At 73.6% G+C, this 14,019-nt stretch carries 13 protein-coding genes; all 13 read right to left on the bottom strand.

Going from position 1 to position 14,019, the window contains the following annotated elements; genetic code table 11:
* Positions 1-9 precede the first annotated feature (9 nt).
* The 13 genes from ABZ915_RS08810 to ABZ915_RS08870 all read right to left on the bottom strand — a co-directional run bounded on the left by ABZ915_RS08810 (position 10) and on the right by ABZ915_RS08870 (position 13,493).
* The gene (locus ABZ915_RS08810; protein ID WP_361798119.1) at positions 10-1,227 is read right to left on the bottom strand and encodes an acyltransferase; all 1,218 of its coding nucleotides are present in this window, start codon (positions 1,225-1,227) and stop codon (positions 10-12) included.
* Positions 1,220-2,245: an alpha/beta hydrolase gene (locus ABZ915_RS08815; RefSeq protein ID WP_361798122.1), complete on the bottom strand. Its 1,026-nt coding sequence runs from the start codon at positions 2,243-2,245 to the stop codon at positions 1,220-1,222. The genes ABZ915_RS08810 and ABZ915_RS08815 overlap by 8 nt, the downstream gene beginning before the upstream one ends.
* Before the next feature lie 142 nt (positions 2,246-2,387).
* Positions 2,388-3,284 (bottom strand): alpha/beta hydrolase, encoded by an 897-nt coding sequence (locus ABZ915_RS08820; protein ID WP_361798125.1) that lies wholly within the window; start codon positions 3,282-3,284, stop codon positions 2,388-2,390.
* A gap of 334 nt (positions 3,285-3,618) precedes the next feature.
* Entirely contained in the window at positions 3,619-4,812 is a 1,194-nt protein-coding gene (gene kynU, locus ABZ915_RS08825; RefSeq protein ID WP_361798128.1) for a kynureninase, read from the bottom strand.
* On the bottom strand, positions 4,805-5,662 hold the full coding sequence (locus ABZ915_RS08830; protein WP_361798131.1) for a tryptophan 2,3-dioxygenase family protein: 858 nt from the start codon (positions 5,660-5,662) through the stop codon (positions 4,805-4,807). The genes kynU and ABZ915_RS08830 overlap by 8 nt, the downstream gene beginning before the upstream one ends.
* Positions 5,663-5,814: 152 nt before the next feature.
* A complete protein-coding gene (locus tag ABZ915_RS08835; RefSeq protein WP_361798134.1) occupies positions 5,815-6,228 on the bottom strand; it encodes a DUF3151 domain-containing protein in 414 nt (137 codons plus the stop codon).
* Between the two features lie 99 nt (positions 6,229-6,327).
* Positions 6,328-7,815 carry an MFS transporter gene (locus ABZ915_RS08840; protein ID WP_361798137.1) on the bottom strand — a complete coding sequence of 496 codons (1,488 nt, stop codon included), beginning with the start codon at positions 7,813-7,815 and terminating at the stop codon, positions 6,328-6,330.
* 68 nt (positions 7,816-7,883) lie between these two features.
* Positions 7,884-8,915 carry a class II fructose-bisphosphate aldolase gene (fbaA, locus tag ABZ915_RS08845; RefSeq protein WP_361798140.1) on the bottom strand — a complete coding sequence of 344 codons (1,032 nt, stop codon included), beginning with the start codon at positions 8,913-8,915 and terminating at the stop codon, positions 7,884-7,886.
* A 135-nt stretch (positions 8,916-9,050) separates the two neighbouring features.
* The gene (pyrE, locus tag ABZ915_RS08850; protein ID WP_361798143.1) at positions 9,051-9,599 is read right to left on the bottom strand and encodes an orotate phosphoribosyltransferase; all 549 of its coding nucleotides are present in this window, start codon (positions 9,597-9,599) and stop codon (positions 9,051-9,053) included.
* A 10-nt stretch (positions 9,600-9,609) separates the two neighbouring features.
* Positions 9,610-10,398, bottom strand: a complete 789-nt coding sequence (locus tag ABZ915_RS08855; protein WP_361798146.1) for an aldose 1-epimerase — start codon at positions 10,396-10,398, stop codon at positions 9,610-9,612.
* 54 nt (positions 10,399-10,452) lie between these two features.
* The gene (locus ABZ915_RS08860; RefSeq protein ID WP_361798149.1) at positions 10,453-11,214 is read right to left on the bottom strand and encodes an SRPBCC family protein; all 762 of its coding nucleotides are present in this window, start codon (positions 11,212-11,214) and stop codon (positions 10,453-10,455) included.
* A 52-nt stretch (positions 11,215-11,266) separates the two neighbouring features.
* Positions 11,267-12,907: a polyamine aminopropyltransferase gene (locus ABZ915_RS08865; RefSeq protein WP_361798152.1), complete on the bottom strand. Its 1,641-nt coding sequence runs from the start codon at positions 12,905-12,907 to the stop codon at positions 11,267-11,269.
* Positions 12,908-12,965: 58 nt separating this feature from the next.
* Positions 12,966-13,493, bottom strand: a complete 528-nt coding sequence (locus ABZ915_RS08870) for a DUF2617 family protein (protein ID WP_361798155.1) — start codon at positions 13,491-13,493, stop codon at positions 12,966-12,968.
* Between the last annotated feature and the right edge of the window lie 526 nt (positions 13,494-14,019).

The raw sequence follows: 14,019 nt of genomic DNA on the forward strand, positions 1-14,019 counted from the left end.
CGCTCCACCCTAGACACGGTGACCGTCCACCGTCGCTCCCCGGCCGGACGGCCGGTGGGTCCGGATCACGCGTGACCGCCGGCGGCGGGCACGGCCGGGCCGCTCGTGGCCGCGGAACGCGGTCCAGCACACGGCGAGGGCCAGGGTGAGGACCGGCAGCCAGGCCAGGCGGGCGGCGACCCAGGTCAGGTCGTCGGGTGGGGTGTGCAGTCCGGTCAGCCGGCCCGCGGGGAGGGCGAGGGCCGTGGTGGCCATCATCGCGGTCTGGTGCCAGAGGAAGATCGTCATCGCGGAGAGGTTCACCAGGGCCACCGCGGCCCAGGCGAGAGGCCGGCGCAGCGCCCGGCGCAGCGGCGCCCGCAGCAGCAGGGCCAGCCCGCACTGGGCGAGGCCGAAGGTCACGGCCGCCAGGGTCGGCGGGTCCAGGTTGGAGACGGCCGTCCCGGGGACGCCGACCATCGAGGCCGGGTAGCCCGCCCACGCGACCAGCCCCGCGGTGGCCGTCGTCCCGCCGGCGAGCAGCACCCAGCCCGCCCGGCGGCTCTCCAGCTCACCCCGGGTCCAGGCCGCGCCCAGGGTGTAGGGCACCAGCCAGCCCGCCGCCACGTTCACCCAGCCGAGCCAGGGCGGGGCGAAGCCGAGGCCGAATCGGAGGAGGTCCACATGGAGGACGACGGCCAGCGGCCACAGCGGGTTGAGCCGGGTCACCAGCGGGGTCGCCGCCGTCAGAACGGCGAACACCAGCAGGAACCACATCGGCGACAGGGCCAGTTTGACCAGGGTGCGGACCGTGCCGTACGGGGCGCCGGCGAGGAGCAGGGCGGTCGCCGCCACCGTCCACAGGGCCAGTACGGCGGCCACCGGACGGAACAGCCGGGTCAGCCGGCCGCGCAGCCACTCGCCGTACGACACCCCCCGGGCGCGCGCGGAGGCGTACCCGCGGGTCGCCACGTGCCCGCCCACCAGGAAGAACACCGCGAGGGTCTGGAAGGCCCAGGAGACGGGGGCCAGCCAGGTCATGTGCTGGAGCGGGCTCGCCGCGTGCAGCGCGCCGTCGTCCACGACGAGGGCGGTGACCAGCCAGTGGCCGAGGACGACACCGAGGATCGCGAAGGCGCGCAGGGCGTCGACCGCGCGGTCCCGGGAGGCGGGGGTGGCGGCGTCCACGCGGCGGGCGCTCTGCCGTATGCCTTGGAGAAGCGGTGTGCGGAGGGTGCGCTCAGTCATGGGTGACCTCCGAGGTGTCGCCCAGGACGATCCGGGCCAGGTTGGTGAGGGCCGTCGAGCCCGGTGTGAAGTAGCCGCTGTGGTCGGCGTCGCCGGCGTCGAAGACCCGGGCACCGAAGGCCGGTGAGACCGGGTCGGTGCCGAAGCCGACGGTGGTGACGAGCAGATCCGCGCGGACGTGCGGCACCTCGGCCACCCAGTCCTCGCTGCCCCGGGCCGCCCAGACCCGGGCGGGTGTGTGCAGGGCGGATGCCTTGTCGGCGCCCGTGCCGGGGCTGCCTATCAGCGCGAGGTCGTCCACCGCGAGGTGGTCGGCGGCCCGGCCGCACACCACCGAGCCGTACGAGTGGCAGACCAGGGTGAGCCGGGTGTGCGGGCCGGTGACGCGGCGCAGCTCGCCGACGAAGTCCCTGAGGTGCGGGGCGGCTTGCTCGGCGCGGCCCGCGGTGAGGACGGTCGTGCTGACCGTGCCGGGCGTGCGGTAGCCCAGCCAGGCCACGACCGCGGTACGGGTGCCGGGCGGGGCCTGCCGGGTGAGTTCGCGGTGCAGGGCGGCGGCGGCCGTGTGGAAGCGGGCGTAGGTGTCGAGGGAGGTGTCGGAGCCCGGGACCACGACGGCCACCCGGTCGGCATGGGCGAGGTCGCCGAAGACCTCCGTGGCCAGGCCCGCGCCCCGACCGTCGAAGGCGAGGAGACGGCGGGCCGGTCCGGCGAGCGAGCGGTCCGCCGCGGCGCGCCGCCGGTCACCGTGGGCGGCGGCCATCCGGGACGCCTTCTCGGCGTTGGCCCGGTTGGCCGTGTAGGCCTCGCCCAGGGTGGACGGCGTCAGGGGGGCGAGGGCGGCGGGCGCCGGGGCGGGGACCTCCGGTCGGGCGGCGGCGGAGAGCGGGACCACTATGGCTGCGGTGATCGAGGCGGCCAGGAGGGCGCGGACCCAGCTGGTGCCCCGGCTGGTGCCACGGCTGGTGCCCCGGCGCCGTTCTCCGCCGCTGTCGCGTGCCGTCCGTGCCAGCGCCATGCCGGCCTCCCCTCCCGATGCCGCCCGGTCATCGGGCTGGTCTGGAGGGGAAGTTACGGAGCGGGGCTCGTAGCCGGCGTCCCGCCGGAGAGCTGTCCTCGGCGGTAGCTCTCAGGTACTACGGGTATGACCGGGTGCCGCGTCACCAGGCCAGCTGGGCGATCTCCTCCGCCACCACCGCGCAGGCGTCCGCCGCCGGGTCGATCAGCGGGAAGTGGCCGACGTCCTCCAGCAGGGTCAGGCCCACCATCTCGCCCGCCTTCGCCGCCGCGTCCGCGTACGACTCGGCGACCGCCTCCGGGACGACCAGGTCCGCTCGGCCCTGGACGAGCGTGGTCGCGATGCCGGTGGGCAGCAGCAGGGCGGGGTCGGCGTACGGCTGACGCTCGGCGAACTTCTCCTCGCCGCCGAGGAGTTGGAGGGCCGCGTTGCCGCAGACCTCCAGTTTCCCGGCGACCGCGAAGTCGGCGATCGGGGCGAGGGCGACCACTCCGCGCAGCGGGGCGGGGCCGTTGGTGCGCCAGGGGGCGTCGGCGGGCAGGACGTGACGGGCCGCGGCCCACAGGGCCAGGTGACCGCCCGCCGAGTGGCCGGTGAGCACCGTGCGGCGGGGGTCGGCCTGGGGAAGTGCCTCGCGGACGAGGGCGGGGAGCGCGTCGAGCGCCGCGGCGACGTCGTCGAAGGTGTCCGGCCAGCGGCCGGCGACCGGGGTGCCCTCGCCCTGTGCCGGGGTCGCGCTGCCGCGCCGGTACTCGACGTTGGCGACGGCGAAGCCCCTGGCGGCCAGGGAGTCGGCGAACGGGGTGATGTGGCGGCGGTCGTAGGGGGCGCGCCAGGCTCCGCCGTGCAGGACGACGACGAGGGGGACGGGGACGGGGTCGGGGTCGGCGGGGGCGCTCACGCCTCGCGGCGCGTAGAAGTCGATCACCTGGTCGGGGTGGTCGCCGTAGGCACGGGTGGCGTCGGGAGCGACGGACGGGTGGGAGAAGGCCGACTCCTCCTCGGCAGCGGCGCGGGATGCTGCGGCGTCGTCCGGCATGCTCCAACCTCTCAGCGGTGATGGGGGTACCTCCCAGGCTTTCGGCTCTGGGGGAAGGTTTGGCGGACCAGGTGGCAGATCGGCCGTTGGCGGGGACGGTATCAGGCCGGTGACGTGCCATGTCACTCTCGGTGAGGATAAACGGTTCTGTAGCGGGCGGGGGTTGGGGCCGCGGGTTCCTCGCCCCCGCCGCCCCTACCCTTCCCGTCCTCCAGGGGCTCCGCCCCTTCGACCCCGCCGGGGCTCCGCCCCGGACCCCATCGGCCTGAACGGCCTCGTCCTCAAACTCCCCCAGAGGGGACACCCTCAGACGGGCTGATAAGAGCAGGCCCTGTCACCCCGTGACCGTCTCCCCCAGTACCCGCGCCGCCCGTTCCACGTCCGTGAAGCGGACGTACAGCGGGGTGAAGCCGAAGCGGAGGACGTCGGGGTGGCGGAAGTCGCCCACTACGCCGCGTTCGATGAGGCGGCGCATCACCTCCCCGGCGTCGTCGCAGCGCAACGCGATCTGGCTGCCGCGCTGCTCGTGGGGGACAGGGGTGAGGGACTCGACGCGGCCCGGCGGGACGTACGCGGTCACGCACTCCAGGAAGAAGTCGGTCAGGGCGAGGGACTTGGCCCGTACGGCCCGCACCGACGCGTCCTCCCAGACCTCCAGAGCCGCCTCCAGGGCCAGCATGGACAGGATGTCCGGCGTGCCGACGCGGCCGCGCGGGGCGCCCGGTGCCGGTTCGTAGGACGGGCGCATGCCGAAGGGCTCGGCGTGCGAGTTCCAGCCGGGGAGGGGCGAGTCGAAGCGGGACTGGAGGTCACGGCGGACATACAGGAACGCCGGTGAACCCGGGCCGCCGTTCAGGTACTTGTAGGTGCAGCCGATCGCCAGGTCCACCCCGTGCTCGTCCAGCCCCACCTCCAGCGCACCCGCGCTGTGGCACAGGTCCCAGACCGCGAGCGCGCCGGACGCGTGGATCGCCGCCGTGAGGGCGGGCAGGTCGTGCAGGCGGCCGGTGCGGTAGTCCACGTGGTTCAGCAGGACCGCCGCCGTACGGTCGGTCAGCGCGGCCGGCACCTCGGCCGGGGTCACCGGGCGTAGCGTGCGGCCGGTCAGGCGGGCCGCCGACTCGGCGATGTAGCCGTCCGTGGGGAAGGTCGTCGCGTCGACCAGGATCTCGTCGCGGTCCTCGCCCGCCATGCGTACGGCCGCCACGAGCGCCTTGAAGACGTTGACGCTCGTGGAGTCGCCCACCACGATCTGGCCCGGCGCCGCGCCCACCAGCGGGGCGATCCGGTCACCGATCCGCTCCGGCGCCGTCCACCAGCCGCTCTCCGTCCAGGAGCGGATGCGCAGCTCGCCCCACTCCCGCCGGATCACGTCGTCCAGCCGGGCCGGGACGTGGGCGGGCAGCGCGCCCAGTGAGTTCCCGTCCAGGTACACCACATCGTCGAGCAGGAAACGGGACCTGACGGGGGCGAGGTCGTCCGCCGCGTCCAGCTTCTCCGCCCGCGCCATGAGTTCGGACTCAGACATGGGACCTCGCCGTCCACAGCTCCGGGAAGACGTTCTTCCGCGCGCGCTTCTCCAGCCAGGCCACGCCCGCCGAGCCGCCGGTGCCGGGCTTGGCGCCCATCGCGCGGCGGGTGGCGACCAGGTGGTCGTTGCGCCAGCGCCAGACCAGCTCGGCCACGTCGCTGAGCGCCTCCCCGAGCCGGGCGAGCTCGGCGTTCTGGTCGCCGGAGTAGATCGCGGCCCAGGCCGACTCGACGGCGTCCGAGGGGTCGTAGCGCAGGGACACGTCACGGTCGAGGACGGCCGCGGGGATCGCGTGGCCGCGGCGGGCCAGCAGCCGCAGCACCTCGTCGTAGAGGCTCGGCTCGTGCAGGGCCTTCTCCAGTTCGGCGTGCACGCGCGGCGCGCCCCGGTGCGGGACGAGCATCGACGCGGACTTCTCACCGAGCAGGAACTCCATGCGGCGGTACATCGCCGACTGGAAACCGGAGCCCTCGCCGAGAGCGGAGCGGTACGAGTTGAACTGCGCCGGGGTGAGCTGGCCCAGCGGCTTCCAGGAGGCGTTGAGCGCCTCCAGCTCGCGTACGGAACGCTTCAGCGCGTCGGTCGCGACCGGCACCCGGTCCTCGCGGAGCGCCCTGGCCGCGGTCTCCCACTCGTGGACGATGACGGTGAACCACAGCTCCATCACCTGCGTGGTGACCAGGAAGACCATCTCTCCGGGGTCGTCGGAGAGGGTGTGCTGGAGGTGGGTGAGCACGTCCGCCTTGACGTAGTCTTCGTACGGCGTCGTACCCGCGAAGTCGAGATGCGGGGTCTCGGGCTCATGGTCCTCATGGGGCTGAGGGGTCGGGTGAGCCTGTTGGGACATCGCTGTCTCCTGTTGTTGCTCCGGGTAGCGGTCCGCCCCTGCCGATTCCGGCACGGGGGCCCCGGTCCCCTATGCGCATCCTCCGCAATCCCCCCGGATACGGCAAGGCCCGCCTGCTGCCAGACGGGCCACACCGCGACGTCCCCGAGGCGTCAGCCGAGGGTCTGGGCCGCCGTCGGGGAGGAGTCCTTCAGGAACTGCGTGCAGCGCTCGTACTCCTCCTGCTCGCCGATCGCCTGCGCGGCGCGGGCGAGGGCGTGCAGGGCGCGCAGGAAGCCACGGTTCGGCTCGTGCTCCCAGGGGACGGGGCCGTGGCCCTTCCAGCCGCTGCGGCGCAGGGCGTCCAGGCCCCGGTGGTAGCCCGTGCGGGCATAGGCGTACGACTCGACGACCGAGCCCCGCTCGAAGGCGTCGTCGGCCAGCTGGGCCCAGGCGAGCGACGAGGTGGGGTACCTGGCGGCGACGTCCGCCGGCGCGGTGCCCTGGGCCAGGAGCTCACGGGGCTCCGGGTCGTCGGGGAGGTGCGTGGGGGGCGGGCCCCCGAGGAGGTTCTCGTGAATGCTCATGGGTCCAGTCTCGCGCATGATCTCCGGGGCTCGGCCGATCGGTGGAGCGGGCCGCCGCGGTCCGAACGGCCGCCTCCACGGTCGCCGGACGGGCCGGGGCTACGCCGACCCGCGTTCCAGCGGCGGTGCCGTCACCGAGCCGTGCGTGTGGCATTCCGGGCGGATGCAGCCCGGCCGCGGGCGGCGTACGAAGCTGAAGGCCAGCGCCGATCCGGCGATCAGGACACCGGCGCAGATCGGCATCGCCCGGCGGAAGGCGGCGTCGAAGGCGGCCGCCGAGCGGTAGGCCTCCGGGCCCATCCCGGCCAGCAGCGGCAGCGCGGCCACCGCGATCAGTCCCGCCGCGCGGGCCGCCGCGTTGTTGATGCCGCTGGCCAGGCCCGCCCGCGCGGTGTCCACGGAGGCCAGCACGGAGGCGGTGAGCGGGGCTACCAGGGTGACCATGCCGGCGCCCATGACCAGCAGGGCGGGGAGTACGTCCGTCACGTAGTTCGCGTCCCGGCCCACCCGCAGCATCAGCAGCATCGCCGCCGCGCACAGCAGGGGCCCGACGGTGAGCGGGATGCGCGGGCCGATCCGGTCGGCGAGGGCGCCCGAGCGGGCCGAGAACAGCAGCATCAGGACGGTCGTCGGCAGCAGGGCCACGCCGGCCTGGAGGGGCGAGTAGCCGGACACGACCTGGAGCTGGAGGGCGGTGAGGAAGAAGAAGCCGCCGAAGGCCGCGTAGACGCAGAGGGTCACCAGGTTGACCGAGGTGAACTGGCGGGAGGCGAAGATGCCGAGCGGCAGCATCGGGTCGGGGCTGTGCTTCTCGACGTACACGAAGGCGACCGCGGCCAGCAGGCCCGCCACCGCCGTGAGGGTGACGACCAGTGAGCCGCCGCGGGCCTCGATCAGCGCGTACGTCACCAGGGCCAGGGCCAGCGCGCCCAGCGCGGCGCCGAGCACGTCGAAGCGGCCTCGCGCACGCGCTCCCCCACTCTCGGCTGCGCTCGAGCGGGAGGTACCCCCAGAGGACTCCGGGACGTGCCGCAGGGCGACCGGCGCGCACAGCAGCGCCAGCGGCACGTTCAGCAGGAAAACCCAGCGCCAGCCGGGGCCCGACACCAGCCAGCCGCCGAGGAACGGGCCGACGGCCGCGCCGACCCCGCCGAAGCCGGACCACAGGCCGATCGCCCTCCCCCGGTCGTCGGGGTGGAAGGACGCCTGGATCAGGGCGAGGGAGCCGGGGGTCAGGAGGGCCCCGCCGATGCCCTGGAGGGCGCGGGCCGCGATCAGGATGACCGGGGTGGGGGCGAGCCCGCACAGCAGGGACGCCAGGGCGAACCAGATCACGCCGAGCACGAAGATCTTGCGGCGGCCGTAGCGGTCGCCGAGGGAGCCGCCGAGCAGGATCAGCCCGGCCAGCGTGACCATGTACGCGTTGACCGTCCACTGGAGGGCGGCGAGGCTCGCGTCGAGGTCGCGGCCGATGGTCGGGAGTGCCACGTTGACGACGGTCGAGTCCAGCATCGCCATGCTGGAGCCGAGGACGGTGGTGAGCAGGATCCACTTGCCCTGCGGGGAGGACAGCCGGACGTCGGGCATGCCCCCAGGTATACAGCGAGCCCGGCGCCGTAGACAGACGCCGGGCCCGCCGGAAGTACCGCGGCCGGTTACTTGATCTTGTTGCCGGCGGACCGCAGGTTCTGCGTGGCCTCGACGACACGCTTGGCCATGCTCGCCTCGGCCAGCTTGCCCCAGGTGCGCGGGTCGTAGGCCTTCTTGTTGCCGACCTCGCCGTCGACCTTCAGGACGCCGTCGTAGTTCTTGAGCATGTGGTCGGCGACGGGACGCGTGAAGGCGTACTGCGTGTCCGTGTCGAGGTTCATCTTGACGACGCCGTTCTCCAGCGCGGTCGCGATCTCCTCCGCCGTGGAGCCGGAGCCACCGTGGAAGACGAAGTCGAACGGCTTGCTGCCGGACGGGCGGCCGAACTTGGCGGCGACGCCGTCGTTCAGCTCCTTCAGCAGGTCGGGGCGGAGGACGACGTTGCCCGGCTTGTACACGCCGTGCACGTTGCCGAAGGACGCGGCCAGCAGGTAACGGCCCTTGTCGCCGAGACCGAGCGCCTCCACGGTGCGGATCGCGTCCTCGACCGTGGTGTACAGGGAGTCGTTGATCTCGTGCGAGACGCCGTCCTCCTCACCACCGGTCGGGGTGATCTCGACCTCGAGGATGATCCGCGCGGCGGCGGCGCGGGCCAGCAGCTCCTGGGCGATCTCCAGGTTGTCGGCGAGGGTCTCGGCCGAGCCGTCCCACATGTGGGACTGGAAGAGCGGGTTGCGGCCGGCCTTGACGCGCTCCTCGGAGACCGCGAGCAGCGGACGTACGTACCCGTCGAGCTTGTCCTTCGGGCAGTGGTCCGTGTGCAGGGCGACGGTGACCGGGTACTTCTCGGCGACGATGTGCGCGAACTCGGCCAGGGCCACCGCGCCGGTGACCATGTCCTTGTCGTACTGGCCGCCCAGGAACTCGGCGCCACCCGTGGAGATCTGGATGATGCCGTCGCTCTCCGCCTCCGCGAAGCCGCGCAGGGCCGCGTGCAGGGTCTGGGTCGACGTCACGTTGATGGCCGGGTAGGCGAACTTGCCTGCCTTCGCCCGGTCGAGCATCTCGTTGTAGACCTCGGGGGTTGCGATGGGCATCTGTCCGCTCCTTGTATGTGCGGGTTTGCGTTCTGCTATTACGGCCCTGACCTAGGGAGTGACGTCATCGTCGGGGCCATCTTCGCAGACTCGACGGGATCCTTCGGACACCCTGTCCAGCCTGTGGATAACCGCTCAGTCGAGCCCCAGGTCGTCCTTCGAGTAGGCGTAGAGGTACGGCACCCCGGCCTGCTCGGCGATGGCCTCGGCGGCCCCCGTGGCCCGGTCCACGATCGTCGCCACGGCCACGACCACCGCGCCGGCCTCGCGCAGCGCCTCGACCGCGGTCAGCACCGAGCCGCCCGTGGTGGAGGTGTCCTCGACGGCCAGCACCCGGCGGCCCTCGACCTCGGTGCCCTCGATACGGCGCTGAAGGCCGTGCGCCTTGCCCGCCTTGCGCACCACGAAGGCGTCCAGCGTCTTCCCGCGCGCGTGGGAGGCGTGCAGCATGGCCGTGGCCACCGGGTCGGCGCCCAGCGTGAGCCCGCCGACCGCCTCGAAGTCGAGGTCGGCGGTCAGGTCGAGCATGACCTGACCGACCAGCGGCGCGGCCACTCCGTCGAGGGTGATCCGGCGAAGGTCGACGTAGTAGTCGGCTTCCTTGCCCGACGACAGGGTCACCTTGCCGTGCACCACGGCCTTGTCCTTGATCTCGCGAAGCAGCTCGCCACGTACGTCCGTCATGCCGGACAGCTTAAGGGCGGCGCCAGCGCCAGGTCGTCGTGGCCTCCAGCGGCTCCAGGGGTGTGACCAGGCGAGGGAGGGTGTTCAGGCCGTTGGGCGGGCCGGTCTGGGGCTCCACGCAGACCGCGGCCTCCTGCTCGTCGTAGACGACGACCCACTCCTCGCGGCTGGTCACCTTCAGCTCCAGCTGACCGGGCCAGGTGAGCGTGACGTCCACCCCGCCCGGCATGCCGAAGCAGTCGTCCCAGGGGCCCGGCTTCGGCGCGACACGGTTGCCGGTGGGCAGGTGGTCGTCGCCGCGCTCCTCCTGCCAGGCGGGGTCGAAGTCCAGGCGCACGTCCTGATCACCCAGGTTCCGGTTGAACCACGGGTGCCAGCCGATCTGCGCCGGGAAGGACGAGTCGTACGTCTCCACGGACATGGTGAGCGTCAGCGCGTCCTCGGCCAGCGTCACCGCCTGGGTGACCCGGGCCGGGAAGGGCCACGGCTCGACCAGGTCGTAGGTGAGGACCGCCTCGTCGACGCCGACGCGGGCGACGCGCCAGGCGCCGTCGCGGGCGGTGCCGTGGATGGCGTGCGGCGGGGAGTTCAGCGGCATCCGGTGGGCGGTGGCGCCGTCCAGGAAGCGGCCCTCCCGGATCCGGCCGCACCAGGGGACCATCGGGAAGCACCCGAACCGGTCACCCTGCCGGAGCAGTTCGAGACCGCCGATCCTCAGTCCGCCGACCCGGCCACCGTGGGCGGGCCGCAGGGTCACTTCCGCGTCACCCGCGGTCAGAGTGATGTCCTTGTTGCTCACGTGACGACCCTACTGGGGCGATCAAGAGGGCGTGCGAGATCCGGACCGCGGTGGTCAGCGGCGTCGGCGCAGGGCCCGGCCCACCACGATCGCCGAGGCCAGCACCAGCGCCGCCGCCGGGGCGGCCCAGCGGAGCGTGGAGTTCACGGCGACGGCTTGCGGCGCCGGCACGGGCGCGTACCGGCCGCGCGGCGGCGCGTGGTCGACCTCCTCCGCGCTGCGGCCGATCATCGTCCGCCGTGCGTGTGCCGCCTCGGCGGGCGGCTCGTCCGGCTCGTAACCCTCGGTGCCGGGGCCCTCGTCGGCCGCGGGGGCGAGGGAGGGCGGCGGGATCTCCGTGTCGTGGACGGAGGCCTCGGCGGCGGTGTCCGCTGCCTCCGGCTTCGCCTCGGAGTCCGGCTCCGCGCCCAGCGCCTCCAGGCAGCGGTTCAGCAGCCGCAGCGCCGCCGAGGCCACCGCGTCCCGCGGCAGTTCGGCGACGCGGCCCTCCCCGGTGGCGGTGCCGTGGACGGTGACGGTGGTGCCGCCGTCGGTGCCGCGCAGCCGGAGGGTGAGGACGAGGGTGACCGTGCCCGTGCCGCGGGTCTCGGTCGCGTCGCCCTCGACGACGTACGCGCCGTCCTGTCCGGGCGAGACCCGCAGCGAACCGCGGTAGGTGATGGAGTGGCTGCCGATGCGCACCTTCAGCCGCCCGGTGACGGGCTCGGCACCGGCGTCCTGCTGGAGCCCGGGAATCGCCCGGGCGACGCGCGCGGGGTCGGCGAGCGCCTCCCTCAGCCGCTCGACCGGAACCGGAAGGAAGACCTCGTGCTCCATGTCGGCTGAGCCTACCCAGGTGTGACCGCCGCGTACCCCCCTCGGCGAAGCGTCAGTAGCGCGGATGCACCAAAGTGGACGCGGGCAGCCCCGGCACGCGCGTACGGTCCGCCGAGCGGGCGGCGGCGGTGAGTACGGCCCGGGTCACGGTGCGCGGGCGCGGCTGGGCCGGGTCCAGGCGCAGCGGCGGTGCGGCCCTGCCCGGCGCGGCCAGGAGGAAGCCCCAGTCGTGCGGGGCGTGGAAGGCACCGGCGGAGCGGTCGGGGCCCGCGGCGAGGCCAGGGTCCTGGCCCAGGACGCGGTACGGGGTGGCGGCGAGGCCGGCCGCGCGGAGGGTCGACGCCACCGTCCAGAAGACCCGTGCCCGGCCGGAGACCGGGCCGGCGTGCACGGCCAGGCGGCCGCCCGGTGCCAGGGCCCGGCGGGCCAGGCCGTAGAACTCCAGGGAGTACAGCTTGGTGCTGGCCGTGATGCCGGGGTCGGGGAGGTCCGCGATCACCACGTCGTACGCCGCCGGGGACGCCCCGCGCAGCCAGCCGAAGGCGTCCGCGGCGGTGGTGTGGACGCGGGTGTCGTCGTACACATGCCCGTTCAGACGGGACAGGGCGGGGTCGTGGCGGGCGAGGCGGAGCAGGCCGGCGTCGAGTTCGACGACGTCCACGCGGCGCACGCCCCGGTGGCGCAGCACCTCGCGGGCGGCCAGCCCGTCGCCGCCGCCGAGGATCAGCACGCGCGCGTGGGGGCCGGTCATCGCCGGGTCCACGAGGGCCTCGTGGTAGCGGCGTTCGTCCTGGCCGCCCACCCGTAGCCGGCCGTCCAGGAAGAGGTCGAGCGGACGGCCGCGGGTGCCGCCGGTGAGGACGACCTCCTGGACGCCGGTCTGGACGGCGACGCGGACGTCCGGGCCGTACACCGCGTGCCGGGCGGCCCGTTCGAAGTCGTCGACGAGTACGGCGGCGGAGGCGAGGACGGTGAGGACGGTGAGGTTGGCGAGCAGCAGCAGCCAGCGGGCCCGGCGGGTCAGGTCGCGGCGGAACAGGCCGAGGACCAGGGCGCCGCCCGCCACCACGTTGACCGTGCCGGTGAGCAGTGTGCCGGTCAACTGGCCCAGCCGGGGCAGCAGGAGGAAGGGGAAGGCCAGGCCCCCGACCAGGGCGCCGACGTAGTCCGCCGCGAACAGGTCGGCCACCGCGCCGCCCGCGTCCTCGCGGCGGATGCGCTGGATCAGCTCCATCAGCAGCGGGACCTCGACGCCGATCAGCAGGCCGATGGTGAGGGAGAAGGCGACCAGGAGGCAGCGCGGGCCGTAGGCCCACATGCCGCCCCAGTCGCCGGTCCAGGCGAAGACCGCGTACAGCGCCATCGCGCTGCACCCGCCGACCAGCGCGAGGGTCGCCTCCACGGCGCCGAAGCCGGCGGCGGCGAGCGGGCGCAGCCGCTTCGCGGCGAGCGAGCCGATGCCCATCGCGAAGACCATCACGGACAGCACCACGGAGGCCTGGGTGACCGAGTCGCCCATCAAGTAGGAGGCGAGCGCGACCAGTTCGAGTTCGTACACGAGTCCGCAGGCCGCACAGACGAAGACACCCGCGAGGACCAGGAAGCGTCCGGTCCCCGGCCGGACGGGCAGCCGCGCGGGGGCGCCCCAGGACGGCGGTGTGCCGGGCGGGGCGGGCGCGTGCGGTTCGATCACGCTGCGACGTTACGTCACGGGCGGGGCACTCTTCGTCACCCACACGTGTGGAACTCCGTCACTCGCGGGCGCCACTCGCCGGCGTTCGCACCCCCACCCTCGTCCGCGTCGCCACCAGTTGGCCGTCCTGCGGGTAGGCGTGCCAGGTGCGCCAGTGCACCTGGCCCTCGTGGTGCTGGGCCAGCAGCGCGGTGAAGGCGTGCGGGCTGCCGGGGAAGACGCCGGCCAGGCCGTGGGGGTGGTCGGAGACCAGGGCCAGCAACTCCTGTGCGCGGCCCGCGAAGGAGCCGGGTGAGAGGACCTCCACCCGGGCCGCGAACTCGTACTCCCAGTCGTCGACCCGCTTGGCGACGCCCAGCGGGAGCGGGGTGCTGGATCCCGGGATGCACGCCACCGTCTCCGAGCAGTTGCCCCGCTCCTCCTCCAGCAGCACCTGGTGGGACGCGCCGAGGAGTCTCAACTGCAACTTTGATCCGGTGAGTTCGAGATCGAGCGTGGCCAGGGCGGGGAGCGGCTCGCGTCCCAGGGCCCAGGCTAGGTCGGCGGCGCGCGTATCGGTGTAGGCGGTGTTCAGGGTCGTGAGCATGGATCGGCTCCGCTAGCACGCAAAGAAAAGGAAGAAGGCAGGGAAAGAAGGGAAGGAAGGGAAGGCGCCGGGAGATCGGCCAGGTCAGCGCGTTCGGCCCGGCCGGCCCAGGGCGGTTTAGAGGGAATCATGAACGGTGGCGCCGCCCAAGCGTTTTTACCCAACTTCGTGGGGTTTCCATCCCCTAGAGGGCTCAACAGCTCAACTGTTCAACCATGGCGCGCGTACGACGGAGCGCCCGCCGGATGCCTTCTTCCGGCGGGCGCTCGGTGTGCGGCCCCGACGAACAGGGCCTGGGGAGGAACTCAGCTGCCCCGTGTCAGCTGCCTCCGCCGCATCCGCCCCCGCCGCCGCAGGACGAGCCGCCCCCGCAGGACGACCCGCCGCACGACGAGTGACCCCCGCACGAGTGACCCCCGTGACCGCTGTGCCCGCTGTGCCCGCTGTGACCGCTGTGACCGCTGGACGACGACCCGCACGACGAGGCCGCCCCCGAACTCCCGGCCACCCACCAGCTGCTGCCGCC

The organism is Streptomyces sp. NPDC046915, from assembly GCF_040644935.1.
In the GTDB taxonomy this organism is placed as follows: domain Bacteria; phylum Actinomycetota; class Actinomycetes; order Streptomycetales; family Streptomycetaceae; genus Streptomyces.

What these genes read in the sequence shown, in the direction of transcription:
- ABZ915_RS08810 (WP_361798119.1), bottom strand. Translation starts at nt 1,227, where the DNA reads ATGACTGAGCGCACCCTCCGCACACCGCTTCTCCAAGGCATACGGCAG.
- ABZ915_RS08815 (WP_361798122.1), bottom strand. Translation starts at nt 2,245, where the DNA reads ATGGCGCTGGCACGGACGGCACGCGACAGCGGCGGAGAACGGCGCCGG.
- ABZ915_RS08820 (WP_361798125.1), bottom strand. Translation starts at nt 3,284, where the DNA reads ATGCCGGACGACGCCGCAGCATCCCGCGCCGCTGCCGAGGAGGAGTCG.
- kynU (WP_361798128.1), bottom strand. Translation starts at nt 4,812, where the DNA reads ATGTCTGAGTCCGAACTCATGGCGCGGGCGGAGAAGCTGGACGCGGCG.
- ABZ915_RS08830 (WP_361798131.1), bottom strand. Translation starts at nt 5,662, where the DNA reads ATGTCCCAACAGGCTCACCCGACCCCTCAGCCCCATGAGGACCATGAG.
- ABZ915_RS08835 (WP_361798134.1), bottom strand. Translation starts at nt 6,228, where the DNA reads ATGAGCATTCACGAGAACCTCCTCGGGGGCCCGCCCCCCACGCACCTC.
- ABZ915_RS08840 (WP_361798137.1), bottom strand. Translation starts at nt 7,815, where the DNA reads ATGCCCGACGTCCGGCTGTCCTCCCCGCAGGGCAAGTGGATCCTGCTC.
- fbaA (WP_361798140.1), bottom strand. Translation starts at nt 8,915, where the DNA reads ATGCCCATCGCAACCCCCGAGGTCTACAACGAGATGCTCGACCGGGCG.
- pyrE (WP_361798143.1), bottom strand. Translation starts at nt 9,599, where the DNA reads ATGACGGACGTACGTGGCGAGCTGCTTCGCGAGATCAAGGACAAGGCC.
- ABZ915_RS08860 (WP_361798149.1), bottom strand. Translation starts at nt 11,214, where the DNA reads ATGGAGCACGAGGTCTTCCTTCCGGTTCCGGTCGAGCGGCTGAGGGAG.
- ABZ915_RS08870 (WP_361798155.1), bottom strand. Translation starts at nt 13,493, where the DNA reads ATGCTCACGACCCTGAACACCGCCTACACCGATACGCGCGCCGCCGAC.